Annotated in this window: 23 protein-coding genes; 10 read left to right on the plus strand and 13 right to left on the minus strand. The window is 65.5% G+C overall.

All coding sequences use genetic code 11. The annotated features are described in order from the left end of the window. Positions 1–107: 107 nt before the first annotated feature. A complete protein-coding gene (locus Q8J98_RS07760) occupies positions 108–581 on the plus strand; it encodes a hypothetical protein (protein WP_305293856.1) in 474 nt (157 codons plus the stop codon). A 122-nt stretch (positions 582–703) separates the two neighbouring features. Continuing rightward, the gene (locus Q8J98_RS07765) at positions 704–1,234 is read left to right on the plus strand and encodes an adenine phosphoribosyltransferase (protein WP_305293857.1); all 531 of its coding nucleotides are present in this window, start codon (positions 704–706) and stop codon (positions 1,232–1,234) included. Positions 1,235–1,369: 135 nt separating this feature from the next. On the opposite strand, the gene Q8J98_RS07770 is transcribed toward Q8J98_RS07765, so the two are convergent. The 11 genes from Q8J98_RS07770 to coxB form a co-directional block, all read right to left on the minus strand. After that, entirely contained in the window at positions 1,370–2,785 is a 1,416-nt protein-coding gene (locus tag Q8J98_RS07770) for an FAD-binding oxidoreductase (protein WP_305293858.1), read from the minus strand. Continuing rightward, positions 2,785–3,336 (minus strand): DUF1697 domain-containing protein, encoded by a 552-nt coding sequence (locus Q8J98_RS07775; protein ID WP_305293859.1) that lies wholly within the window; start codon positions 3,334–3,336, stop codon positions 2,785–2,787. The genes Q8J98_RS07770 and Q8J98_RS07775 overlap by 1 nt, the downstream gene beginning before the upstream one ends. Positions 3,337–3,405: 69 nt before the next feature. Continuing rightward, a complete protein-coding gene (locus tag Q8J98_RS07780; RefSeq protein ID WP_305293860.1) occupies positions 3,406–3,990 on the minus strand; it encodes a GNAT family N-acetyltransferase in 585 nt (194 codons plus the stop codon). Further along, on the minus strand, positions 3,990–5,252 hold the full coding sequence (locus Q8J98_RS07785; RefSeq protein ID WP_305293861.1) for a pitrilysin family protein: 1,263 nt from the start codon (positions 5,250–5,252) through the stop codon (positions 3,990–3,992). The genes Q8J98_RS07780 and Q8J98_RS07785 overlap by 1 nt, the downstream gene beginning before the upstream one ends. Next, positions 5,249–6,640 (minus strand): threonine synthase, encoded by a 1,392-nt coding sequence (gene thrC / locus Q8J98_RS07790; protein ID WP_305293862.1) that lies wholly within the window; start codon positions 6,638–6,640, stop codon positions 5,249–5,251. The genes Q8J98_RS07785 and thrC overlap by 4 nt, the downstream gene beginning before the upstream one ends. A gap of 11 nt (positions 6,641–6,651) precedes the next feature. Beyond that, positions 6,652–7,326: an SURF1 family protein gene (locus Q8J98_RS07795; RefSeq protein ID WP_305293863.1), complete on the minus strand. Its 675-nt coding sequence runs from the start codon at positions 7,324–7,326 to the stop codon at positions 6,652–6,654. Positions 7,327–7,394: 68 nt separating this feature from the next. After that, a complete protein-coding gene (locus Q8J98_RS07800) occupies positions 7,395–8,195 on the minus strand; it encodes a cytochrome c oxidase subunit 3 (protein WP_305293864.1) in 801 nt (266 codons plus the stop codon). A gap of 17 nt (positions 8,196–8,212) precedes the next feature. Further along, entirely contained in the window at positions 8,213–8,788 is a 576-nt protein-coding gene (locus Q8J98_RS07805; RefSeq protein WP_305186013.1) for a cytochrome c oxidase assembly protein, read from the minus strand. Further along, the gene (locus Q8J98_RS07810) at positions 8,785–8,976 is read right to left on the minus strand and encodes a hypothetical protein (RefSeq protein ID WP_305186012.1); all 192 of its coding nucleotides are present in this window, start codon (positions 8,974–8,976) and stop codon (positions 8,785–8,787) included. Before Q8J98_RS07810 ends, Q8J98_RS07805 begins: the two co-directional genes overlap by 4 nt. Then, positions 8,976–9,908: a heme o synthase gene (gene cyoE / locus Q8J98_RS07815; RefSeq protein ID WP_305186011.1), complete on the minus strand. Its 933-nt coding sequence runs from the start codon at positions 9,906–9,908 to the stop codon at positions 8,976–8,978. The genes Q8J98_RS07810 and cyoE overlap by 1 nt, the downstream gene beginning before the upstream one ends. A gap of 7 nt (positions 9,909–9,915) precedes the next feature. Next, positions 9,916–10,776, minus strand: coding sequence for a cytochrome c oxidase subunit II (gene coxB, locus Q8J98_RS07820; RefSeq protein ID WP_305293865.1), 861 nt, complete (start codon positions 10,774–10,776; stop codon positions 9,916–9,918). Positions 10,777–10,945: 169 nt separating this feature from the next. Here coxB and tldD point away from each other — a divergent pair, with 169 nt between their 5' ends. The 3 genes from tldD (at position 10,946) to Q8J98_RS07835 (ending at position 15,684) form a co-directional block, all read left to right on the plus strand. Continuing rightward, positions 10,946–12,367 (plus strand): metalloprotease TldD, encoded by a 1,422-nt coding sequence (gene tldD, locus Q8J98_RS07825; protein WP_305293866.1) that lies wholly within the window; start codon positions 10,946–10,948, stop codon positions 12,365–12,367. A gap of 153 nt (positions 12,368–12,520) precedes the next feature. Continuing rightward, a complete protein-coding gene (gene dprA / locus Q8J98_RS07830) occupies positions 12,521–13,687 on the plus strand; it encodes a DNA-processing protein DprA (RefSeq protein WP_305293867.1) in 1,167 nt (388 codons plus the stop codon). A 1,115-nt stretch (positions 13,688–14,802) separates the two neighbouring features. Next, complete coding sequence (locus tag Q8J98_RS07835) at positions 14,803–15,684, plus strand: DMT family transporter (protein ID WP_305293875.1); 882 nt, start codon at positions 14,803–14,805, stop codon at positions 15,682–15,684. Positions 15,685–15,691: 7 nt separating this feature from the next. Here Q8J98_RS07835 and Q8J98_RS07840 read toward each other — a convergent pair whose 3' ends face one another. Both Q8J98_RS07840 and Q8J98_RS07845 read right to left on the minus strand, forming a co-directional pair. Continuing rightward, positions 15,692–15,856 carry a hypothetical protein gene (locus Q8J98_RS07840; protein ID WP_305293868.1) on the minus strand — a complete coding sequence of 55 codons (165 nt, stop codon included), beginning with the start codon at positions 15,854–15,856 and terminating at the stop codon, positions 15,692–15,694. A 60-nt stretch (positions 15,857–15,916) separates the two neighbouring features. Further along, positions 15,917–17,881: a protein meaA gene (locus Q8J98_RS07845; RefSeq protein ID WP_305293869.1), complete on the minus strand. Its 1,965-nt coding sequence runs from the start codon at positions 17,879–17,881 to the stop codon at positions 15,917–15,919. Positions 17,882–18,108: 227 nt separating this feature from the next. Here Q8J98_RS07845 and Q8J98_RS07850 point away from each other — a divergent pair, with 227 nt between their 5' ends. From Q8J98_RS07850 to Q8J98_RS07870, 5 genes are all read left to right on the plus strand, one after another. Next, entirely contained in the window at positions 18,109–18,441 is a 333-nt protein-coding gene (locus Q8J98_RS07850) for a hypothetical protein (protein ID WP_305293870.1), read from the plus strand. A 182-nt stretch (positions 18,442–18,623) separates the two neighbouring features. Beyond that, positions 18,624–19,919, plus strand: coding sequence for a crotonyl-CoA carboxylase/reductase (ccrA, locus tag Q8J98_RS07855; protein ID WP_305293871.1), 1,296 nt, complete (start codon positions 18,624–18,626; stop codon positions 19,917–19,919). A 312-nt stretch (positions 19,920–20,231) separates the two neighbouring features. Next, complete coding sequence (locus Q8J98_RS07860; RefSeq protein WP_305293872.1) at positions 20,232–21,644, plus strand: cytochrome c biogenesis CcdA family protein; 1,413 nt, start codon at positions 20,232–20,234, stop codon at positions 21,642–21,644. A gap of 39 nt (positions 21,645–21,683) precedes the next feature. After that, entirely contained in the window at positions 21,684–22,856 is a 1,173-nt protein-coding gene (locus Q8J98_RS07865; RefSeq protein ID WP_305293873.1) for a hypothetical protein, read from the plus strand. Between the two features lie 280 nt (positions 22,857–23,136). Then, on the plus strand, positions 23,137–23,845 hold a 709-nt coding region (locus Q8J98_RS07870; protein WP_305293874.1), incomplete at its 3' end, for a hypothetical protein.

Raw genomic sequence — 23,845 nt, forward strand, 5'->3', positions numbered from 1 at the left:
ACATGACGCTGGAAACCATGGCGCCATTAAGCGATGATCCAATGATCAGCCTGCCCGTCGTGGCGCGCTGATCAAGCAGGCCGACGCCCGAAATGGCGGCGATCTTCATGGCCAGCTACACCACGCTGTGGGACACGATCGGCGAAGGCTTAGAGTCGGGAAGACGTCTGCGTGAGAAGTTGCCCAAAAACTACGCGCAACTGGACGAAATGCCAGATGATGAGGTGGCCGACTATCTGATCTCATGCCTAGATGAAAATGACCAAGCAGCGATCAGGAAACGCTATCCTCCGCTGTTCTGGGCTGACTTCAAAACCCGTGAAGAAGGCGACCTGACTGGCTTCGCTTTCCTGCAGTTCATGATGGGCCTTGTTCGGGAAAAACGAGCCAAGAAAAGGGACCAGCAGCGCCGCGCAAAATACTTCCGGACCCAATTTCAAGATTGCCGACATATCGAAACGGCATCGCGATGTGCGGTGTTTGTGACCTTTGACAAAGGTGCTGCGAGGTTGGCGAAAGCCGTTTTCGCTTATGCCGGGGTGAGAACAGAGGTTGTGCATCTCGAAGTTCATCGGGCTTGAGACGCAATTTCGTCCGCAATTGACCCATACCGGCGCAAAAGGCACCCCCCCCTACCCCCCCCTTCCCCCTCTCCCCTCCGCCATGCTACCCCTCCTCCGCCACCCCCTCTCGGAGCCCCTCCATGAAGACCGTCCGCGATTACATCCGCACCATCGCCGATTTCCCGCATGAGGGGATATTGTTCCGCGATGTCACCACGCTTTTCGCCGATGCGCGGGGGTTTCGGATGGCGATCGACCAGCTTTTGCACCCCTGGGCGGGGGCGCGGATTGACAAGGTGGTGGGGCTTGAGGCGCGGGGGTTCATTCTGGGTGGGGCGATTGCGCACCAGCTCTCGGTCGGCTTCGTGCCAATCCGCAAGAAGGGCAAGCTGCCGGGGCAGACCATCGCGCAGGCCTACAAGCTCGAATACAGCGAGGCGATCATGGAGATCCATGACGACGCCTTGCAACCGGGCGAACGAGTTCTGATCGTCGATGACCTGCTGGCCACCGGGGGCACCTGCGCGGCGGGGATCAAGCTGGTGGAGCGGCTGGGGGCCGAGGTGGTGGGCTGCACCTTCGTGGTCAACCTGCCCGCACTCGGCGGCGAGGCCTTGCTGCGCGAGATGGGCGTGGCGCTGCACATGCTCTGCGAATTCGACGGGGCCTGAGGCGGCGCTAACCAATTGGCAAGACGAATCACGGTAAACGGGGCGGGCCTGAAGGTTCGGCTGCTTGCAAACACGTGAACCCGATGTGCCGCGCCCTGCCATGGCAAGCCCGAGGCAGGGCGCACCGTTTCCCGCTCAGCGCTGGCGCAGCACCGCGCCGGGGTTGAGAATGCCGCGCGGGTCAAGTGCCGCCTTGATCGCCCGCATCGCTGCCAGTTTTCCGGGGTCGCCGTAGCGCTCCAGATCGGCGACCTTCATCCGCCCGATGCCATGCTCGGCGGAAATCGAACCGCCCATCGCATCGACCAGATCATGCACCAGCGTCTTTATCGCGCCGCGTTCGGCATCGTAGCTGGCGCGGTTGCGGCCCGGCGCGGGGAAGACGTTGTAATGCAGGTTGCCATCGCCGAGGTGGCCAAAGCAGTTGATCCGGTAATCGCCAAGCCGTGCCAGCGCCGCCCCGGCCTGCGCAATGAACCCCGCCAGCGCATCGAGCGGCAGTGAAATATCGTGGCTCGAAATCGAGCCGATGCGCTTGTTCGCCTCGGGAATGGCTTCGCGAAGTCGCCAGATCTCGGCCCGCTGCGCGCCGCTTTGCGCGATGATGCCGCCCGATACCAGCCCCGCCGCCTGCCCGGCCTCATAAAGCCCGAGCAGCGCTGGCTCCGGCTCAAGCCCGGCAGGCAGGCCAAGCTCGACCAGCACCGCCCATTCGGGGGCGGGTTGCAGCGGCTGGCGCAGATCGGGCATGGTTTCGGCAAGAAACTCCAGCCCCTGCCGGTGGATCAGCTCGAAGGCCGATACGCAGCCGGTCAGCCGCGCCTCGGCAAGCGCCAGCAGCGCCAGCGCCTCGGCTGGCCCCGGCACCGCCACCAGCATGGTGCCCTCGCCCGCCGGGCGCGGGTATAGCCGCAGGCTGGCGGCGGTGATGACGCCGAGCGTGCCTTCGGAGCCGATCATCAGGTTGCGCAGATCGTAGCCGGTGTTGTCCTTCCTCAGCCGCTTCAGGCCGCCGATCACCGTGCCGTCGGCCAGAACCGCCTCCAGCCCCAGGCAAAGGTCGCGCGCGGTGCCGTAGCGCAGCACGTTGACCCCGCCCGCGTTGGTGGCAAGCACCCCGCCAATGCGCGCCGAACCCTGCGCCGCAAGGGTCAGCGGAAACACCCGGCCCACGGCGGCTGCGGCGGACTGCACATCGGCCAGCACCGCCCCCGCCTCGACCAGCGCCACATTGCCGACGGGGTCGATCTGCCGAAGCGCCGCCATGCGTTCGAGCGACAGGATCACCGGGGCCGGACCTTCGGGGCTGATCTGGCCACCGACAAGGCCGGTGCCGCCGCCATAGGGCACGACAGCCACCCGCGCCGCGTGGCAGGCGCGCAGCACTGTCGCCACTTCGGCAGAGTTTCGTGGCCGCGCCAGCACCCCGCCCACGGCAAAATAGCGCCCGCGCGGCTCAACCAGATAGCGCGGCTCGGGGGGGCTGAGCGTACCGTCGGGCAAAAGCGCGGCGAGGTGGGCGGCAAAGGCGGTATCGGCAGGGTTCAGCATCACGCCTCCGTCGCGGCAAGCCGCCGCGCCATGTCGTCAAGTGCGGCGACCGTGCGCAAGTTGCGCGCGGTTACCGGCACGCCAAGCACGCGCGGTGCCCGATCTGCAAGGGCCGAGTGACCGACACCCTCAGGTGCGAAAAGGTAGAACACTGCATCGGTCAGATGAAAAGCCTCGCTGCGCGCCGCAAGGGCATCAAGCGCGCCGATATCGGCACCGCGCGCGGGTTCGGCCAGAAAGAAGAAATGCACCGATTTCGGGTTTTCCGCACCCTGCGGAAAGGGGTTTGCGGCGAGGGCGGCGGCAATCTGCCCCGCCTCACGCAAAATGACGGCAGGGCGAAAGCCGAGCTCGGCCGCAATCGCCGCGCCGACCGCCGCAGCCAGATCGCCCGCCGCCCGGTCAGACCGAAACACCGCATTGCCGCTTTGAATGTAGGTCTCCACCTGCGTGCAGCCGAGCCGCCCGAGCAGCGCGCGCAAATCGGCCATCGGTAGCCGCCCGGTGCCGCCCACATTCACCCCGCGCAACAGCAGCACCCAGATTGTCATGCCAAGGCCCCCAAACCCGTTACGTCTCCTTCGTCCAAATACCCCGGGGGTCCGGGGGCTGGCCCCCGGCTACCCTGCCGCGCTGCGCCCGCGCCGGTCGCCGCGCAGGATGGCAAAAAGCACATGGTTGCGCCAGCGGCCGTTGATCTGCAGATAGCTTTGCGCCACGCCCTCGTATTTGAAACCGCATTTTTCCAGGCAGCCGCGCGAGGCGAGGTTTTCGGGCAGGCAGGCGGCTTCGACGCGGCTGAGGTCGAGCGTGCTGAATGCGTGGTGCACCACCGCCTGGATCGCTTCGCGCATATAGCCCTGGCGCGCGAATTTTCCGCCCACCCAGTAGCCGAGCGTGCCACCCTGCGCCGGCCCGCGGCGGATATTGTCGAGCGTGATCGCGCCGACGAAGGCCGCATCTTCGCGCCGGATCAGAAACAGCGGCAGCGCCGTGCCCCCGGCGCTGGCGCGGCCGGCCCAGTAGACGCGGTTGGCAAAGGCCTTGCGGGTCAGGTGTTCGGGCAGCCATGTCGGTTCCCACGGCACCAGAAAGTCGCGGCTTTCGGCTCGCAGCGAAAGCCAGTCGCGAAAGTCGGAATGCAGCGGCAGGCGCAGCGTCAGCCGCTCGGTCTCGATCCGCAGCTTTGGCTTGCGCAGCAGCATCAACGCGCCAAAGCCTCGCGCAGCGCCGCAAGGCCTGGCGCGGTTTCGACCGGGCCATAAAGCGCCAGCGCCGAGCGGCCGGAACCCGCAAGGCGGCTGGCGTAGTCGCGCACCAGCGGCGTTGTCACCGCCTCGATACGGGCGGAAATTTCATCGAGCCCCGGCACCCTGCCATAAACCGCAAGGTTGCGCGCCATGCGTTCGGCGCGGGCGGACGGGCTTTCAAGGCCCATCAGCATGCCCGCCTTCATCTGCGCCCGGGCGCGGGCCACCTCGGCCTCGGTCATGTCTTCGGCGGCGCGTTTCAACTCGATCATGGTCAGATCGCAGAGCGCGCCGATGTCTTCCGCCGAGGTGCCCGCGTAGATGGTGATCATGCCGGTATCGTCGCTTGCGCCAGCTTGCGCGAAGATCGAATAGCACAGGCCGCGTTCCTCGCGGATTTTCTGAAAGAGCCGCGAAGACATGCCGCCGCCAAGCGCGGTTGCATAGATCTGCGCGGTGTAAAGGTCGGGGTCGAGGTAGCCCGGACCTTCCAGCGCGAAGGCGAAATGCACCTGTTCAAGGTCTTTCACCTCGCGCTTCTCGCGCCCCTGCCAGAGCGCGGGCTGCACTGCATGCAAGGCCTTTGGCGCGCGGTCGGCAAAGATCGCCTCGGCCTGCCGCAGGATGGCGTCATGATCGACCGCGCCTGCGGCGGAGAGGATCATCTGGTCCGGCCCGTAGCGTTCGGCGACGAACCCGGCAAGGTCGGCGCGGCGGAACGCGGCAACCCGCTCGGCGGGGCCGAGAATGGTGCGGCCCATCGGCTGGTCGGGGTAGGCGGCCTCTTGCAGCCAGTCGAAGATGATGTCGTCGGGGGTATCGAGCGCCTGACCGATTTCCTGCAGGATCACCCCGCGTTCCACCTCGATCTCGCGTTTGTCGAAGGCGGGGTTGAGCACGATATCGGCAATGACATCAAGCGCCATGCCGACATCGGCCTTGAGCACGCGGGCGTAATAGGCGGTCATTTCGCGCGAGGTGTAGGCGTTGATGTAGCCGCCCACGTCTTCGATTTCCTCGGCGATCTGCAAGGCGCTGCGCCGCGCCGTGCCCTTGAACGCCATGTGTTCGAGAAAATGCGCGATGCCGTTTTGCTCGGGCCGTTCATGCCGCCCGCCTGCCATGACCCAGATGCCGACCGAAGCCGAGGCCAGCCCCGGCATGTGTTCGGTGACGATGCGCAGGCCATTTGGCAGGGTGGTCAGTTGAATTGTCAAATCCGGCGCCTTTCGCGGACAAGCGCTTGCAGCGCGGCAAGGTCATTGGGCACCCGCGTCATGCGTTCGGGGCGGGTGAGGAATTCGGCCATGCGGGCGGGCAGCGGCGGGCGGATGCCGGTTGCGGCTTCGACGGCATCGGGAAACTTCGCCGGGTGGGCGGTCGCCAGCGTGATCATCGGCACCGGTGCCGAGAGCTGTTCGCCCGCCACCTTCACGCCGACGGCGGAATGCGGGCAGAGAAGCTCGCCCGAAGCCGCAAGCGTGGCGGCGATGGTGGCCGAGGTTTCCGCTTCGGAGGCGCTGCCCGAGGCATAGATTTCGCGCAAGGCTTGCAAGGCACCCTGCGAAACCGTGAAACCTCCTCTGGTTTTCAGCTCGTCCATCAGCTGTGCCACCGCCGCGCCGTCGCGGCCATAGGCGAGGTAGAGCGCGCGCTCGAAGTTGGAGGAAACCTGAATATCCATCGAGGGGCTGATCGAGGGGGTCACGCCGCGCATCTCGTAGCGCCCGGTTTCAAGGCAGCGGTGCAGGATGTCGTTGCGGTTGGTGGCAATCACCAGCCGGCGGATCGGCAGGCCCATTTGGCGCGCAATGAACCCTGCGAAGATGTCGCCGAAATTGCCGGTGGGTACGGTGAAATCGACCTCGCGGTGCGGCGCGCCAAGCGAAACGGCGGCGGTGAAGTAATAGACCACCTGCGCCAGCACCCGGCCCCAGTTGATCGAGTTGACGCCGGCCAGCCCGACCTCGTCGCGGAAGGCATGATCGTTGAACATGTCCTTGAGCCGCGCCTGCGCATCATCAAAATCGCCCTCAATCGCCAGCGCGTGCACATTCGCCTCGGTCGGGGTTGTCATCTGGCGGCGCTGCACATCGGAAACCCGGCCATGCGGGTAAAGGATGAACACATCGACATTTTCAAGGCCGCGAAACGCCTCGATCGCCGCCGATCCGGTATCGCCGGAGGTGGCCCCGACAATGGTGATGCGGCGGCCCTGCCGGGCGAGTTCCAGCTGAAAGAGCTGGCCGATCACCTGCATGGCGAAATCCTTGAAGGCAAGCGTCGGGCCGTGGAACAGTTCCAGCAGGTGGTGGCCGGGGGCGAGTTGCACCAAGGGGGCGCGGGCGGCGTGGCCGAAGCCCGCATAGGCGCGGGCAAGCGCGCCGGCAAGTTCGGCATCGGTGAAGGTTTCTGCGACAAAGGGCCGGATCACCCGAAACGCCGCCTGCTCGTAGGGCAGGCCTGCCAGCGCCGCAATTTCGGCGTGGCTCAGGGTTGGCACGGTCTCGGGCACATAAAGCCCGCCGTCGCGCGCGAGGCCGGTCAGCATCGCCTCGCCAAAGGAAAGCGCGGGGGCCTGCCCGCGGGTTGAAACATAGCGCATGAAGCTTGCCCTCAGAATTGCTTTTGCCTGATACGCCAGAGAAGAAAGACTGTCATCCCCGACCACACAAGCGCTAGCAAAAACCAGGTAATGGCGTAATTGAGGTGCTGGTTGCGCACACCGGCGATGGTGATCGGCACCGGGATGATGCCCTGCGCATCGCCTTCGACGCGCGCGGCCACCAGCAGCAGCGGTTCGGTGCCAAGCGCCGCGGCCATGGCGGGCAGGTCGCGGGCGAACCAGACCCCGGCGGCAAGGTCGGGGGCGGGGGTGTATGTGTCGGCCTCGGCGGGCCAGTGCAGGTTGCCGGTCAGCACCAGCGGAACGGCGGGTCGCGGCGCGCGGCGGCCCGCCTCGGGCACCAAACCGCGGTCGATCAGAATGCGCCGCCCATCGGCGGTTTCAAAGGCCGAAATCACCTCATAGCCGGGTCCGACGTCCTTCATGCCGGTCAGCACCACGAGTTCGGTGCCAGTGGTGTGCCCGGTGGCCGTCACGGCGAGGTATTTCAGCGCCTCGGTCGCGCCCGGCGGCGGCAGGGCTTGCGGCGGGGCGCCGATTTGCGCCGAGATTTCGGCCAGCATCGCCTGTTTCCATGCAAGCCGGTCGAGTTGCCAGAACCCGAGCGCTAGCAGCATGGCAACTCCGGCCAGCCCGAGGATCAGCGGAAAGACGATGCGGCGCATGGGGCCCTTTCAAATGGCGAAGGCGCGGGGGTTGCCCCCCGCGCCAGCGATGCAGCGTTGCGGTGGGCTCAGCGGCCCCAGATATAGACCGCCGAGAACAGGAACAGCCAGACCACATCGACGAAATGCCAGTACCAGGCGGCGGCTTCAAAGCCGACGTGTCGTTCGGCGGTGAAATGGCCCGCGCGCACCCGCAACAGGCAGACGAACAGGAAGATCGTGCCGATGATCACATGCGCGCCGTGAAAGCCGGTCGCCATGAAGAACACCGCGCCGTAGATATTGCCCGAAAGGCCAAAGGCGGCGTGGCTGTATTCAAACGCCTGAAGCCCGGTGAACGACAGCCCGAGGAGCACGGTCAGGATGAGCGCCTGCGACACTTCGCGGCGGCTGCCGCCATGCACCAGCGTATGGTGCGCCCAGGTCAGCGTGACCCCCGACAGCAGAAGGATCAGCGTGTTGATCAGCGGCAGGTGCCACGGATCGAACGGCACGATGCCCGCAGGCGGCCAGATGCCATCGACCGCCGGGCTTGCCGGACTCATCGGATACATCGCGTGCTTGAAGAAGCTCCAGAACCAGGCCGAGAAGAACATCACCTCGGACATGATGAACAGGATCATGCCGTAGCGCAGCCCGATCCGCACCACCGGGGTGTGATCGCTGCCCTGGCCTTCGGCCACCACATCGGACCACCAGCCGAACATGCCGTAAAGCACCAGCGCGACGCCGCCGAAAAACGCCCAGTGGGTGATATCCTTCATCCACAGGGCGGCACCGGAGAGCATCACAAATGCCCCGAGCGCGCTTAGCAGCGGCCAGATCGAGGGCGGCAGAATGTGGTTGTCGTGGTTTTTCGCGTGCGCCATCTTCGGTCTCCGCTTGCTCAGTTAAAAGGGGTGGCGGCAGGGGGCGCGGCCAGCGCCTGAACCTGCGGCAGATCGGTTTCGTAGAAGGTGTAGGACAGCGTGATGAAGCGGATGCGCCTGGCATCGCGGTCATCGACCATTTCGGGGTTCACATAGAACGAGACCGGCATTTCAACCCGCTCGCCGGGTTGCAGAACCTGCTCGGTGAAGCAGAAACATTCGATCTTGTCGAAGTAATAGCCCGCCTGATCGGGGCTGACGTTATAGCTGGCAGCCCCGGCAATGACCCTGTCGGTGGGGTTGTAGGCTTCATAAAAGGCAAGGCCGGTTTCGCCGATCCGCAGCACCATTTCGTTCTGCAGCGGGCGGAACTGCCATTCCATTCCGCGCGCGACATTGGCATCAAACCGGACGGTAACGGTTTCATCGAGGATCACGTCCGAGCCGCGCAGGGCGACGTTGGTGGTGCCGCCGTAGCCGGTGGTGCGGCAGAACCAGTCGTAAAACGGCACCGCCGCCCAGGCGAGCGCGCCCATCACCACCACCACGCCGGCAAGCCGGGTGGCAAGCCGTGCGTTGGAACTGGCGGTCATTTCGCCGGCTCCGGCGGCAGCAGCGAGACGCGCGGCTGATGGTCATAGGCCTGCATCGAATCGCCGCGCTGAACCTTGGCTATGGTCAGCCCGAAAACCAGCACCACGAAGGCAGCAAGTGCCAGCCCGAGCCCGAGGTTGCGGCCAAAGCGGCGGCTGTGCAGTTCATGGTCGCGCGTGATTGCCATTACCAGCCCCCGAGGTTGAACGAATGCAGCGCGGCCTCGGCCAGCAATGCGGTGAAATGGCCGAAAAGATAGGCGAGCGAAAACCGGAAGAAGCGCTTTTCGGCGTGGTAGCCATCGGCCTCGGCCTGCGCTTCGGAGCGGCGCAGAATGCCGACCGCACCGCCGATGAACACGGCGTTGAGCGCCAGCGACGCGACAAGGTAAAGCGGCCCGCCGATCGAGGTGAAGGCGGTAGCCAGCGCCACCGGGGCGAGGATCAGCGTATAGGCGAGAATATGGCGGCGGGTGGCGGGGCGGCCATGGGTGACGGTCAGCATCGGCACGCCGGCGTTGGAATAATCTTCCTTCATGAACAGCGCCAGCGACCAGAAATGCGGTGGCGTCCAAAGAAACACGATGGCGAACATGGCAAGCGAGGAAAGGCTGATGCCGCCGGTGGCCACGGCCCAGCCGATCATCGGCGGGAACGCCCCGGCAGCGCCGCCGATGACGATGTTCTGCGGCGTGCGGCGCTTCAGCCAGATCGTATAGACCACGGCATAAAAGAAGATGGTGAAGGCAAGCATGAGCCCGGCGAAAATGTTGCCCGCCAGCGACAGCATCATCACTGAGAGGCCCGAAAGGCCAAGCCCCAGCCCCAGCGCCTCGCCCGCCGTAACCCGCCCCGAGGGCACCGGGCGGGCGCGGGTGCGGCGCATGATCGCGTCGATATCGGCATCATACCACATGTTCAGCGCCCCCGAGGCACCGCCGCCGAGCGCGATGAACAGGATTGCCGTGAAGGCGACGAACGGGTGCACCGCCACCGGGGCCACCAGCAGGCCGACCATCGCGGTGAACACCACCAGCGACATCACGCGCGGCTTCAAGAGCGCGACGTAATCGCCGAACCCTGCCTCTTGCCCGTGTTCATAGCTGGAAATGTCGGCCATGGCGTGCTCAGTTCGAGGCGAGGCGCAAAGGTGCCAGCGGCGCGGCGGAGGCGAGTTTCTGCCGTGCCAGCCATTCGGAATAGACCGCCTCGCTCACCACCTTCACGGTGATCGGCATGTAGGAATGCGCGGTGCCGCAAAGCTCGGAACACTGGCCGAAATAGACGCCTTCCATATCGGCCTTGAACCAGGCTTGCGCGATCCGCCCCGGTACGCCGTCCTGCTTGATCGCAAAGGCGGGCATCGCCCAGGAATGGATCACATCGGCGGCGGTGATCTGCAGAACCACGGTCTTGCCGACCGGCACCACCAGCGCATTGTCGGTGGCCAGCAGGAAATCGGCCTCGTCGTAGCCGTATTCGGCCATGTCCTCGCGCGCCAGCATCAGCGCATCAAAGCTGATGCCCTCGTCGGGGTAGCTGTAGCCCCAGTACCATTGGTAGCCGGTCACCTTGACCACGATGTCGGCTGCCGGAATTTCCTGCTGCTTGAACAGCGTCGGCAGCGAGAACGAGCCGATTGCCACCAGAATCAGGATCGGCACCAGGGTCCAGGTGATTTCCAGCGGCGCGTTGTGGGTGAAGCGCGCGGGCGTCGGGTTGGCGCGGCGGTTGAAGCGCAGGATCGCATAAAGCAGCAGCGCCACCACCAGCACCACGATTGCGGTGATGATGATAAGCACCATGCCGTCAAGCCACTGCTGATCGCGCGAAAGTTCGGTGGCGGCGGGTTGAAAACCCATGCCCGCCGCTGTTGGCCGCCCGATCACCGGCAGGCCGGTGATGCCATCCTGCGCGAAGGCGGCAGTCGCGGCGAAAGTTGCACCGATGAATGCCCCGAATCCGAGGCGGATTTCTGCGAATGTCATCTTTATGTCCCGTCCCTGAAGCGGCTCTCCCTGCCGCCACGGATTTGGAGGGCTGGCCCCCGCTTCCGTTGTATGCGACCATTTGAAACCACATCCGCCGCGCGCCGACAAGGAAAAGCTGCGACAATCTGTCGCTTTTTTTGATCCAGATCAAAGACAAGGACCGCCCATGACAAGCCCGCGTTTTTCGCCCTTCGAAACCCTGATCGATCAGGGACGGGCGCTTGCCCGTCTGCGCGAAGCGGTGGCAGGGGCCGACGATGGCGAGCTGTTTCTGGAGCGCAAGCGGTCGGAATCATTGGTTTTTGATGATGGAAGGGTGAAGAACGCCGCCTATGACGCCTCCGAGGGTTTCGGCTTGCGTGCGGTGCGCGGTGAGGTGGCGGGCTATGCCCATTCCACCGAAATCTCCGAATCGGCGCTGGCGCGCGCGGTGGCGACGGCGCGGCTTGCGGTGGGGGCCGGGGGCGGCGTGCTTGCGCCCGCGCCGCGCGGCTCCAACCGCCAGCTTTATACTGACGCCGACCCGATGGCCGACGCCCCCTTTGGTGCCAAGATCGACCTTCTGCGCGAAATCGACGCCTTTGCCCGCGCGCTTGACCCCCGCGTGGTGCAGGTTTCCGCGACCATCGCCGCCTCGTTGCAGGAGGTGTTCATCCTGCGCCCCGAGGGCGGGCTGGTGGCCGACACGCGGCCGATGGCGCGGCTCAACATCTCGGTGATCGTGGAGCAAGCGGGCAGGCGCGAATCGGGCGGCATGGGCGGCGGCGGGCGCTATGGGCTTGCCGGGCTTCTGGCCCCCGCACATTGGCAGGGTGTTGCGCGCGAGGCCTTGCGCATTGCTCTGCTCAACCTCGAGGCCGTTGCCGCCCCGGCCGGGGCGTTTGACGTGGTGCTCGGTGCCGGCTGGCCCGGCATCCTCTTGCACGAGGCGGTGGGCCATGGTCTGGAGGGAGACTTCAACCGCAAGAAGACCTCGGCCTTCGCCGGACGGATCGGTGAACAGGTGGCGGCGCGGGGGGTGACGGTGGTGGACGATGGCACCATTCCCGACCGCCGCGGCTCGATCTCGGTCGATGACGAGGGCACACCATCGGCGCGCAATGTGCTGATCGAGGATGGCGTGCTGGTGGGCTACATGCAGGACCGCCAGAATGCGCGCCTGATGGGCGTGGCCGCCACCGGCAACGGGCGGCGCGAAAGCTTCGCGCATATTCCGATGCCGCGGATGACCAACACGATCATGCTCGGCGGCACCGCAACGCCCGCCGACATTGTCGCCAGCCTGAAGGATGGCGTCTATGCGGTCGGCTTTGGCGGCGGCCAGGTCGATATCACCAACGGCAAGTTCGTGTTTTCCTGCACCGAGGCCTACCGGGTGAAGAACGGCGTCGTGGGGGCCCCGGTCAAAGGTGCCACGCTGATCGGAGATGGCCCCGCCGCGATGCGCCAGATCCGCGCCATCGGCAATGACATGGCACTCGACCCCGGCATCGGCAATTGCGGCAAGGCCGGGCAATGGGTGCCGGTGGGGGTGGGGCAACCGACGCTGATGATCGGCGGGCTGACGGTGGGCGGCTCGGCAGCGTGAAGGCGCTTCTCTATTGCCTGAAATACCCCGGGGGGGCAGCGCCCCACTGGCCTTTCCGGCGATTTTCGCCACGCCCGCAAAATTCGTTTTCGCATAAACGCCTTGTTAACCTTACCACCCCAGATTGAGCGGGCGAATGAGGCGGAGGGCTGGATGGAAAGCGGTTTGTTTGCTTCTCCCACCCCCTTCACCCCACCCACCACGGAAAGCGACGAACTCGCGGCGCTCCGTCTCATTCGTTCCCGCAGGGTTGGCCCGGCAACATATTTCCGCCTGATCGCCGAATATGGCACCGCCGCCGCGGCACTGGAAGCGCTGCCCGAGGTGGCGCGCGCTGCCGGTGTTGCGGGCTATGCGGTCTGCCCCGAGGCGGTGGCGCTGGCCGAAATCCGCGCCGCGCGGCGCGTGGGCGCGCGCCTGCTCTGCTGCGGCCAGCCTGCCTATCCTGCCGCCCTTGCCGAAATCGGCGATGCGCCGCCGGTGCTCTGGGCGCGGGGCGATGCCAGCTTGCTGACGCGCCCGATGGTGGCGCTGGTGGGCGCGCGCAACGCTTCGTCGCTTGGCCTTCGCATGGCGCGAAAGCTGGCCGAAGCGCTGGGGGCCGCGGGGCAGGTGGTGGTTTCGGGTCTGGCGCGCGGCATTGATGCGGCGGCGCATTCGGCGGCGCTGGAAACCGGCACCCTGGCGGTGCTCGCGGGCGGGGTGGATGTGATCTACCCGCCCGAAAACGCCGATCTGATGGCCGAGATCGCGCGCCGCGGCCTTTGCGTTTCCGAACAGCCGATGGGGCAGGAGCCGCAGGCGCGGCATTTTCCGCTGCGCAACCGGATCATTTCCGGGCTGGTCCGCGCCGTCGTGGTGGTCGAGGCAGCAAGCCGGTCCGGCAGCCTGATTACCGCGCGGGCCGCGTTGGAGCAGGGGCGCGAGGTGCTGGCGGTGCCCGGCCACCCGCTCGACGCCCGCGCCGCGGGTTGCAACGCGCTTTTGCGCGATGGTGCGGTGCTGGTGCGCGGTGCCGAGGATGTGCTCGCGCTTCTGGCCGAACTGCCGGGGCGGCTGCCCGCGCCGCCGTCGGCCGATTCCGCCCGCCCGCCGCCCCCCGCCGCACCGCCGCGCCCGGCAGCGGCACCGCTTGCCGCGCCCCGGGTGCCGCTGCAAGCCACCATCCTCGACCGCCTCGGCCCAAGCCCGCTTGCCGAAGACCAGCTGATCCGCGAGCTTTCGCTGCCCGCCAGCCAGATCGCGCCCGAACTTCTGGCGCTTGAAATTGAAGGCCAGATCGAGCGCCAGCCCGGCGGCATGCTGGCGCGGGTGGTCTGAGCGGCTCCGCCGAGGTGCGGCGGCGCGGCAGAAACGGCATGCCGCGCGAAAAGGCGGCTGCGCCGGGCCAGCCGCGCTGCGCCACGATTGCCCGGGAAAGGGGTTGGCACCAGCGCTTTCGGCAGGGCAAAGGGTCGGCCAAGTCACGATTGAAGGGGAAATGGGTGCGAGAAAGACCGGGGCGGTTGCTGGTCGCGCCCCGTGCATCGTCTGGTGCCTCGCGGTTCTTGCCCGGCTCCGCGCGGCGGCAGGAAGGGTGGGAGGAGGCGCGCCAGAATGAGCGGGACGCGAAACAGGGTTGCACTTGCCGCCGCCTCTTGCGCCCGGCTGCTGCGGTTGCTTGTCAGCCGATCGCCGTGCAGCGGTGCCCGCGGCGGCGAAGGGCGGGCCGTGCCGCCATGTGCCGGATTAGCCGCGCGGCGAGGGGCGGGCCGCGTCGCCATGTGCCGGGGCAGCCGCGCGGCGAGGGGCGGGAGCGGGCGCACGCGCGAAAGGGCGGGATGTGACGGCCCATAGGTTCCTGCGCGCGCATGGGCCACGCGGGGGGGTGATGGCGCGCTTGCCGTGGTCGTGGTCTCCATAGGGTCTGCGCGCGCATGCGCCACTTCGGGCGGGCGCGCGAAAGGGCAGGTGAAACGCTTCCGCCCTCAGCTGCGCCGGGCGGGCTGGCGGGTGATTTGCCCGATGGCCTGCGGCTGGCTGAAGCCGCGCCGCGCGCTGCCCGGCCGGGGCCGCCGGTCGAGATATCCGGCGGGCGTGTTGGTGCCTCCGGGGCAGGTCGGCGGGTCTGACGGTCGGCCCGCTCCCGGCTGGCGCGGAATGCTTCGGGCACCGTTTGGGCAGCGTGGCGGGCGTTCGGTCAACGGCGCAGGCGCAGGCGCGTGGTTTGCTGCGGCCGCGGCGGCGGCGGGCCCCTTGCGCATTTGGCCAACGGCGCAGGCGCAGGGTGCCAGCGCGCATGCGCGCAAGCGGCGGCGGGCGACCGCATGGCGCGGCGAAAGTGCCTGTCGCCTCGCGCGCCGCGCGGCCCGATGGCAGACCGCGGGCGTTCCGTGGGCGGTTGCGGTGCCACGCCGCATCGCGCAAGTTTGGATGCGACGGGGGGGGTGCTGGTGATGGGCGAGCAGGCGCGCGGGCATCTGGCGATGCTGGTATTTGCGGCGCTGGTGGCGGGGTCATTCTCGCTTGGCGCGCTTGCTGCCAACCTGATCGCGCCTGCCGCGCTCAATGCGCTGCGCTTTGCCATTGCCGGGGCGATCATCGGCGGTGTGGCGCTGGCCAGCACCGGGCTGCCGCGCACTGCCTTTCGTGCGCCGTGGCGCTATGCGGTTCTGGGCGGTATCTTCGCGGTCTATTTCGTGCTGATGTTCGAGGGGCTGAAAACCGCGAAGCCGGTTTCCGCCGCGGCGGTGTTCACCCTCACGCCGGTGCTTTCGGCAGGCTTCGGCTGGCTGATGCTGCGCCAGCGGCTGACGCGACGGATTGCGCTGGCGCTGGCGCTGGGTGCGGGCGGCGCGCTCTGGGTGATCTTTCGCGGCGATCTGGCGGCGATGGCGCGGTTCGAGGTAGGGCGCGGCGAGGCGATCTTTTTCGTCGGCTGCGTGGCGCATGCGGCCTACACGCCACTGGTGCGCAAGCTCAACCGGGGCGAGCCTGCGGTGGTGTTCAGCTTTGGCATGATGGTGGCGGGCTTCGTGGTGCTGAGCCTGTTTGGCGCGCGGGACCTTGCCGCGACCGATTGGGCGGCGCTGCCCGGCATTGTCTGGGTGACGATTTTCTACACCGCGATCTTTGCCAGCGCCGCGACCTTCGTGCTGCTGCAATACGCGACCTTGCGGCTGCCAGCGGCGAAGGTGATGGCCTACACCTATCTCACCCCGGCCTGGGTGATCCTGTGGCAACTGGCGATCGGGCAGGGGGCACCGGGATGGGTGGTGGTGCCGGGCATCGCGGTGACCATGCTGGCGCTGCTTTTGTTGTTGCGCGATGACCGCTGAGGCGGGCTTAGCGCCGCCGCCTGAGCAGGTATTCAACCCCGTAGAGAACGGCGATTGCCGTAGCCCCGACCGCGACGACCTTGCCGACATCGCCAAGCGTGCTTGCCCGCAGCGCCAGCGCCATGGCAAAGCCCGCGACGGCGGCGGCAATATAAGGCAATTGGCGGCGCATTCGGATTTCCCCAGACGTCGCGGCATTTTCGCGCCCGAGGCGGCGCAGATCAAGCCCCGTTCAGGCGGGAACCGGGCTGGCAAGGGCGATGATCTCGGCCATGATCCGGTTCAGTTCGAAATCCTTCGGGGTATAGACCCGCGCCACGCCGAAGCCGATGAGCCGTGCCGCATCTTCCTCGGGAATGATGCCCCCCACCACCACCGGCACCGCGCCAAGCCCCGCCGCGCGCATGCCCGCCATCACCTCTTCGATCAGCGGCAAATGGCTGCCCGAGAGGATCGAGAGGCCGACCACATGGGCGCGGTCTTCCGCCGCGCGGGCGACGATTTGCGCTGGCGTCATCCGGATGCCTTCATAGGTGATGTCCATGCCGCAATCGCGGGCGCGGAAGGCGATCTGTTCGGCACCGTTCGAATGGCCATCCAGCCCCGGCTTGCCGACCACGAACTTGAGCCTGCGGCCAAGCCGCGCCGAGGCGGCAGAAACCGCGTCGCGCAGGCTTTCAAGGCCCTCGGTGCGGTTCGATGGCGCGGGCGAAACCCCGGTTGGCCCGCGATATTCGCCGTGCACGGCGCGCATCACCCCCGCCCATTCGCCGGTCGTCGCCCCCGCCCTTGCGGCTGCGACCGAGGCGGGCATCACGTTTTCGCCCGCCTTCGCCGCGGCCCGAAGCGCGGCCAACGCTGCGGCCACCTTGGCGCTGTCGCGCGCCGCGCGCCATGCCTGAAGCCGCGCCACCTGATCGGCCTCTACCCCCGGATCGACGACCAGAATCCCGCCGTCGCCCGCCGTCAGCGGCGAGGCTTCGCCATGCTGCCAGCGGTTCACCCCAACCACCACGGTCTCGTTGCGCTCGATCCGCGCCAGCCGTTCGGCATTGGCTTCAACCAGCCGCCCCTTCATGTAATCGATCGCGGCAATCGCCCCGCCCATCGCATCAAGCGTGGCGAGTTCGCCGCGCGCGCCCGCCTTCAGCGCCTCGACCTTCGCGGCAATCACCGGATTGCCATCAAAAAGGTCGCCGTATTCCAGAAGGTCGGTCTCATAGGCCAATATCTGCTGCATCCTGAGCGACCATTGCTGATCCCAGGGGCGCGGCAGGCCCAAGGCCTCGTTCCAAGCGGGAAGCTGCACGGCGCGGGCGCGGGCGTTTTTCGACAGGGTGACAGCGAGCATTTCCAAGAGGATGCGATAGACGTTGTTTTCGGGCTGCTGTTCGGTCAGGCCAAGGCTGTTGACCTGCACGCCATAGCGGAAGCGGCGGAATCTTTCGTCGGCAATCGCGTAGCGGTCGCGGCAGATTTCATCCCAAAGTTCGGTGAAGGCGCGCATCTTGCAAAGCTCGGTGACAAAGCGGATGCCGGCGTTGACGAAAAACGAGATGCGCCCGACCATGGCGGGAAACCCGGCTGCCGGAACCTTGCCCTTGAGGTCATCGAGCACCGCAATCGCGGTGGCAAGCGCATAGGCAAGCTCCTGCTCGGGGGTCGCCCCCGCCTCTTGCAAATGGTAGGAACAGACGTTCATCGGGTTCCATTTCGGCAGATGTTCCGCCGTATAGGCCGCGACATCGGTGATAAGGCGCAGGCTTGGCACCGGCGGGCAGATGTAGGTGCCGCGCGAGAGGTATTCCTTGACCAGATCATTCTGCACGGTGCCTTGCAGCGCCGCCACATCGGCCCCCTGCTCTTCGGCGACGGCAATATAAAGCGCCAGAAGCCAGGGGGCGGTGGCGTTGATCGTCATCGAGGTGTTCATCTGATCTAGCGGGATATCGCGGAACAGCATCCGCATGTCGCCCAGATGGCAAACCGGGACGCCGACCTTGCCGACCTCGCCGCGCGCCAGCACATGGTCGCTGTCATAGCCGGTCTGGGTGGGCAGATCGAAGGCCACCGAAAGCCCGGTCTGCCCCTTGGCCAGATTGGCGCGGTAAAGTTCGTTCGATTTTTCGGCGGTGGAGTGCCCCGCGTAGGTGCGGAAAAGCCAGGCTGCGTCTTTGCGGGCGGCGGGGGTGGTCATGGCGGCCTCCGGGTCACTCCGCAAGAATCTTGCGGCTGCCACCGAATTAGGCGAAAGATTATGTCGTTGTCAATTCGCCGCGCTGCGGCGCGCTTCGTTGCGCTGCGGCACAGGATTTTTGTTGCAAATTGTCGCGGGCAGGCGAATTCTGCGGCGGAGGGCGCGAGGATCCGGTGCCCCAGTCTCGGCGCGAGGATGGCGCGCTATCAACAGTGAAGAGGTTCATCATGCTTCGTCGTTCCCTGCTGCGTATTGCAGTCGCCGCCTCGCTGGTGGCCTCCATAGCGCTACCCGCCGCCGCGCTTGATCGCCGTGTGCGCATCATCAACAACACCAAGTTCACGATCGTGGAGTTCTATGGGTCGCACACCGGAACCACGTCCTGGCAGGAAGACATTCTTGGCCGCGACGTGCTGCGGCCCGGGAACTCGGTCAACATCAACTTTGACGATGGCACCGGCTATTGCGTCTTTGATTTCAAGGCGGTGTTCAATGATGGTGACGTGCTGGAGAAATACGGCGTCAACGTCTGCGAGATCAGCAGCTACACCTATTACTGACACCGCCGCACGCGGCGCTGGGGCCGGGCGCAAGCGCCCGGCCTTTTTGCATCCGTGAAGTCATAAAATTACAAAATCGCAACGTCAGGCATTGCATTGTTGCGCGGCCGAACGTATTCCCTCGGCAGAAGCCCCGATTCTGCGCTGCGGCATTGCCGCGCGCGCTGCCGCAGGAGTGACGCATGGCTCTCGACCCGAAACCCGAAATCGCTACCTACGACGCGCCGCTGAAAGACCTTTACGAGATCGGCGAGATGCCGCCCCTGGGCCACGTTCCGGCAAAGATGTATGCTTGGGCGATCAGGCGCGAAAGGCACGGCGAGCCGGAACAGGCGATGCAGGTCGAGGTGGTCGATACCTGGCAGGTGGACAGCCACGAAGTGCTGGTGATGGTGATGGCCGCGGGGGTCAACTACAACGGCGTCTGGGCGGGCCTGGGCACGCCGGTCAGCCCGTTTGACGGGCACAAGGCCCCCTTCCACATCGCCGGGTCGGATGCGGCGGGCATCATCTGGGCGGTGGGCGACAAGGTGAAGCGCTGGAAGGTCGGCGACGAGGTCGTGGTGCATTGCAACCAGGACGATGGCGACGACGAGGAATGCAACGGTGGCGACCCGATGTTTTCGCCCAGCCAGCGGATCTGGGGCTACGAGACGCCCGACGGGTCTTTTGCGCAATTCACCCGCGTGCAGGCGCAACAACTGATGGCGCGGCCAAGGCACCTGACCTGGGAAGAGAGCGCCTGCTACACGCTTACCCTTGCCACCGCCTACCGCATGCTGTTCGGCCACCGGCCGCATATCCTCAAGCCCGGTGACAATGTGCTGGTCTGGGGGGCCTCGGGTGGGCTCGGATCATTCGCGATCCAGCTTATCAACGCGGCGGGGGCCAACGCGATCGGGGTGATCTCGGAAGAGGACAAGCGCCAGTTCGTGATGGGCATGGGCGCAAAAGGCGTCATCAACCGCAAGAACTTCAACTGCTGGGGCCAGATGCCCAAGGTCGGCACGCCCGAATATGCCGCGTGGTTCAAGGAAACCCGCAAGTTCGGCGCGGCGATCTGGGAAATCACCGGCAAGGGCAACAACGTCGATATGGTGTTCGAGCATCCCGGCGAGGCGACTTTTCCGGTCTCGGTGTTCGTGGTAAAACGCGGCGGCATGGTGGTGATCTGCGCGGGCACCACGGGCTACAACCTCACCTTTGACGTGCGCTACCTCTGGATGCACCAGAAGCGCGTGCAGGGCAGCCACTTTGCCAACCTCAAGCAGGCCTCGGCGGCCAACAAGCTGATGCTGGAGCGCCGCCTCGACCCGGCGATGAGCGAGGTCTTTCCCTGGGCGGAAATTCCGGCGGCGCATGCCAAGATGTACCGGAACCTGCACAAGCCAGGCAACATGGCGGTGCTGGTACAGGCCCCGCGCCCCGGCTTGCGCACTTTTGAAGATGCGCTTGAGGCGGGACCGGGGCGCGGCTGACCCGCAAGCCCCGCCCACGCAATTGTGAATATGTCGTGCCGCAGCCCAAGCCGCCGCGGGCGCGCCCCGCGAAGCCGCAGGGCGATAGGCTAATACCCTGATCTTGTTATGGAATGGCAGAGGTGCCCCAAGGCCGCGCGCCGCTGCCCCCACGCCAGCGCCCGCCTGCGCGCATTTGGCACTTGATTTGCGTCATGTTCAGGGCAGAACCCTTCGCCTAGGTCAGCGCCAAGGCTCGGCGTCTGAGCCGCCGTTGAAAATCGGCCCTGCGCTGCGTTGCGTCGGGCCCGGGAAGACCGAGGATCGAGGATCATGACGACTGGAACCGACGCCGCCGCGAAGGCTGGCGCAGTATTGCCGAGCGCGGGTAGGCCAAGCATCGGCAAGGCCGCGCTGCTCGCCCTCACTCTGATCATCACGCTTGTTCTGGCCTCCGGCTGGCTGGTCATGCCCTATTTCTTCGAGGGCAAGACGATATTGACCGATATTTCTGACCAGGTTGCGAAAGACCGCACCACCCAGCAGTACACGCTTGGTCAGGTCATGACCCGCGCCCACAACGCCGTTTCCGGCGACGGGGTGGGCTATGATGTCGATGCGCTTTATGCCTCGCCCACCTATTTCGAGCGCACCACCGGCCCGAAAGTGCGCGCCCGCTACGAGTTGGACAAGAACATCGTGTTCTTCCTCAACGAGACCACGCATATCGACCTGCTCAATCAGGAACTGCCGCGGGTCGAACTGGTGGTTGACGGTGTTGCCTATGAACCCACCTACATGGATGGCCCGATCTTTACCGACCACCACCGCCCGACCGACGTACGCTTTGCCGCGCAGGATGCAACCGGCCGCGACATCATCACCGCGGCAACCAAAGCGCTGACGCTGCGGGTCTGGAACAAGTATGATGTCGAGGACGCGCCGCGAATTCTGACCTGGGAGCTGCCGATCTTCTACCCGGCGGCCGAGAATGTGCTGACCTCGCCCACGTTGATCGCGGCCCTTTCGGCGGGCCTGCTGTCGGCGACGCTGACCCCCTGCCTGCTGCAACTGCTGGTCGTCTACATGGCCACGCTGACCGGGCTGAGCGCCGAGCAGATGTCGCGGGGCGATTCGGTGCCGATGGTCACGCGCCGCCGGATGGTGCTGATCGCGCTGATCTTCGTGGCGGGCTTCACCGCCTTTTACACCTTCGCAGGTGCGGTTATCGGCTATGCCGGGCGCTCGGCGCAGATCATCTTTGATAGCGCCAGCCGTGAAATGGCGGTCGGAACCGGCATTCTGGTGATCGTCATGGGGATCTGGATGGGCATCAAGTCGCGGGCACCGCTGGTCTGCCGGATGCCGATGCCGAAACGGGTCAGCGGCGGCGACCGCAGTGGCTATGTGCGCTCGTTCCTGCTTTCGGTCGGCTTTTCGCTTGGCTGCATGGTCTGTTTTTCGGGTGCCATCGTGGCAACGCTGCTGGTTTATGTCGGCATGCTCGGCTCGGCTTCGGTCGGTGCCGCAATTCTGTTCGTGTTCTCGATGGGGGTGGCGATACCGTTCCTTTTGGCCGCGTTCTTCCTGTCGCGCACGATGAGCGCGATGCAGTGGATTTCGCGCTACACGCCGCAGATCGGCTTTGTCAGCATGATCGTCATCGTCGCCTTCGGTCTGGTGCTGGTGACCGACAATTTCCACAGGGTAAGCGACATCATCTACCCCTGGCTCGGTCTGAACTGACCGGGCGGGGAAACGACGCGCAAGGGAAAGGGTATTAAAATGAATGTCAAGATGCTGGCAGGGGTTGCGGCCGTGGTCGTGGTCGCTGCTGCGGCGGCGGGTTACTTTTACTTCGCCGCGCCCAAGAAAGTGGTGCTGGGCGATATCGAGCAATACGTCTTCATCCAGAGCACGACCAAGGCCGAGATCGGGGTGATCGACGTGGTCAATGACGAGCTGGTTACGCGGCTGCAGCTTGCCGCGATTCCCGATGTGCTGCTGGTGGCCAAGGAACCGAAGCGGGTGATCTATTCGAACCGCGCGACCAGGACCATTCATATCTACGATATTGCCACCCAGGCTGATGAAGCGGTGATTACCCTGCCCTTCACCCCCGACAATGTGGTGATAAGCCCGGACAGCTTCATGATCGCCGCCACCGATACCCAGACCGGCCAGTTTGCGGCGATCGACATTGACACCAAGGCGCTGAAATTCGTGCTGGAGCAAACCTTCTACAAACCCAGCAAGTTGGTTTTCTCGAGCGATTCGGTGTTCGTGTTCATTTCGGATGCGCTCAACGGCCGGGTGAACACCATCGATACCGCATCGGGTTCGGTGCTCGACCCGATCCAGCTTTCGCTGCACATGGATGCGGTCTCCGACCCCGAAGGCGATGAGTTGAGCGCCCTCACCCGCACGCCGAGCGGCATTTTCGGTCTGGTGACGCTGAATGCGGACGGCTTCGTTTCGGTCATCAACATGCGGCAATGGGCGGAAAACCGGGTGCTGCGCGTCGGCAAGGGGGCCTCGCGCGCCTATGGCACGGCAGACGGCATCTACATGATGGTGGGCAACGACATTGACCGCACGGTGACGATTCTGAACACCGACCCTTGGGAATCGGTCGCCACGCTGCCGGGCGTTTCGGGCGTGACCTCGATCTCGACAGGGTTCTTTGAAAAGCTGGCCTTCGTCGTGTCGAACCCCGAAAACAAGGTTGCGATTCTCAATCTCGAAACGCTTGAAAACGTCGGCTTCCTCGATCTGCCGGGCGGGCCGGGCGTGGGCATTGCCGATGCCGATGGCAAGAAGCTTTATGTGCCGCTGCATGATTCGAACTCGCTCGCGGTGATCGACATCTACAACAAGCGCGTGCACAAGATCATCAAGAACGTGGCCGAGGCACCCTGGGGCGTGGCGATGGCCGCGACCAACAACTACTGCCACTAAGCGCAAGACACGCGAAAGTGAGAGCGGGCGCAGGCGCAGGTCTGCGCCCTTTCTCATGGCGCGGCGGGGCAGGATTCGGGGGCGGAAGTGTTTGCGCTAGCACCAGTTTTCTTTCGCCCCCCTGCGTCAATATGGCTACCCTGCCGGGCCGGACGGCACACGCAAACTTGATCTATGTCATATAGCCGTGCCCCCTTAGCCTTTAGGTTCCGCTCAGTCGCCATCGCGGAAAGCTGACGCACGGCCTTCGTGTCTGGTGCCTTGAAGAGAGGATCAATCCATGAAACTTCGTCTCACTACCTTCGCCCTGCTCGCAGGTGCCTCGATGTTCGCAATGACTTCGGTGGCGCAAGCCAATGGCGTTGCCGACACCCCCGGCTACGCCGAAGCGATTGCCGCTGCACAAAACGGTGCGGCCGCTGCCTGGGCCAACGCCGAATCGGAACGCGGCGGCCTTTACCTCGTCGCGCAATTCGATTCCTCAGGCCCCGATGCCTGGGATCCGGTTGCACACCCGCTGGTCTATGTGAGCTCGGAATCGCACGCCAACCCGAACCCGAACCGCACCCTTCCGGGCGGCTTCGCGGGCTTCCACGTTGTCGACGCGATGACCAAAGAAGTCATCTACGGCTACATCGCTGCCGAAACCGCAAAAACTTCGGAAATGCGCGGCGCGCCGCACGGCGTGGCGCTTTCACCCGACGGTGCCTGGGCCTATGTCGGCTGGTCGGAAGTTGATCAGTCGGTCACCGGCTTCACCTCGTATGTCGCGGTGGTGAACGTTCGCACGATGAAGATCGACAAGCTGATGAAGCAAGAGTCGCGCTTCCGCGGTGCCCCGCGCGCTCAGCGTCTGCACCACGTCCAGTCGTGGACCGACGTTGACGGCAATGATCGCGTGGTTCTGCAGTGGGGCTTCGGTGCCGACGGCGGGCCGCACAACATCCTCGACCCGAAAGACGACAACCGCGTGGCGCGTTCGATCACCT

It is taken from the genome of Phaeovulum sp., from assembly GCF_030684035.1.
Lineage (GTDB): Bacteria > Pseudomonadota > Alphaproteobacteria > Rhodobacterales > Rhodobacteraceae > UBA6213.

Coding starts and splice junctions, on each gene's coding strand:
- Q8J98_RS07760 (WP_305293856.1), top strand. CDS start 108: ATGGCCAGCTACACCACGCTGTGGGACACGATCGGCGAAGGCTTAGAG.
- Q8J98_RS07765 (WP_305293857.1), top strand. CDS start 704: ATGAAGACCGTCCGCGATTACATCCGCACCATCGCCGATTTCCCGCAT.
- Q8J98_RS07770 (WP_305293858.1), bottom strand. CDS start 2,785: ATGCTGAACCCTGCCGATACCGCCTTTGCCGCCCACCTCGCCGCGCTT.
- Q8J98_RS07775 (WP_305293859.1), bottom strand. CDS start 3,336: ATGACAATCTGGGTGCTGCTGTTGCGCGGGGTGAATGTGGGCGGCACC.
- Q8J98_RS07780 (WP_305293860.1), bottom strand. CDS start 3,990: ATGCTGCTGCGCAAGCCAAAGCTGCGGATCGAGACCGAGCGGCTGACG.
- thrC (WP_305293862.1), bottom strand. CDS start 6,640: ATGCGCTATGTTTCAACCCGCGGGCAGGCCCCCGCGCTTTCCTTTGGC.
- Q8J98_RS07795 (WP_305293863.1), bottom strand. CDS start 7,326: ATGCGCCGCATCGTCTTTCCGCTGATCCTCGGGCTGGCCGGAGTTGCC.
- Q8J98_RS07800 (WP_305293864.1), bottom strand. CDS start 8,195: ATGGCGCACGCGAAAAACCACGACAACCACATTCTGCCGCCCTCGATC.
- Q8J98_RS07805 (WP_305186013.1), bottom strand. CDS start 8,788: ATGACCGCCAGTTCCAACGCACGGCTTGCCACCCGGCTTGCCGGCGTG.
- Q8J98_RS07810 (WP_305186012.1), bottom strand. CDS start 8,976: ATGGCAATCACGCGCGACCATGAACTGCACAGCCGCCGCTTTGGCCGC.
- cyoE (WP_305186011.1), bottom strand. CDS start 9,908: ATGGCCGACATTTCCAGCTATGAACACGGGCAAGAGGCAGGGTTCGGC.
- coxB (WP_305293865.1), bottom strand. CDS start 10,776: ATGACATTCGCAGAAATCCGCCTCGGATTCGGGGCATTCATCGGTGCA.
- tldD (WP_305293866.1), top strand. CDS start 10,946: ATGACAAGCCCGCGTTTTTCGCCCTTCGAAACCCTGATCGATCAGGGA.
- dprA (WP_305293867.1), top strand. CDS start 12,521: ATGGAAAGCGGTTTGTTTGCTTCTCCCACCCCCTTCACCCCACCCACC.
- Q8J98_RS07835 (WP_305293875.1), top strand. CDS start 14,803: ATGGGCGAGCAGGCGCGCGGGCATCTGGCGATGCTGGTATTTGCGGCG.
- Q8J98_RS07840 (WP_305293868.1), bottom strand. CDS start 15,856: ATGCGCCGCCAATTGCCTTATATTGCCGCCGCCGTCGCGGGCTTTGCC.
- Q8J98_RS07845 (WP_305293869.1), bottom strand. CDS start 17,881: ATGACCACCCCCGCCGCCCGCAAAGACGCAGCCTGGCTTTTCCGCACC.
- Q8J98_RS07850 (WP_305293870.1), top strand. CDS start 18,109: ATGCTTCGTCGTTCCCTGCTGCGTATTGCAGTCGCCGCCTCGCTGGTG.
- ccrA (WP_305293871.1), top strand. CDS start 18,624: ATGGCTCTCGACCCGAAACCCGAAATCGCTACCTACGACGCGCCGCTG.
- Q8J98_RS07860 (WP_305293872.1), top strand. CDS start 20,232: ATGACGACTGGAACCGACGCCGCCGCGAAGGCTGGCGCAGTATTGCCG.
- Q8J98_RS07865 (WP_305293873.1), top strand. CDS start 21,684: ATGAATGTCAAGATGCTGGCAGGGGTTGCGGCCGTGGTCGTGGTCGCT.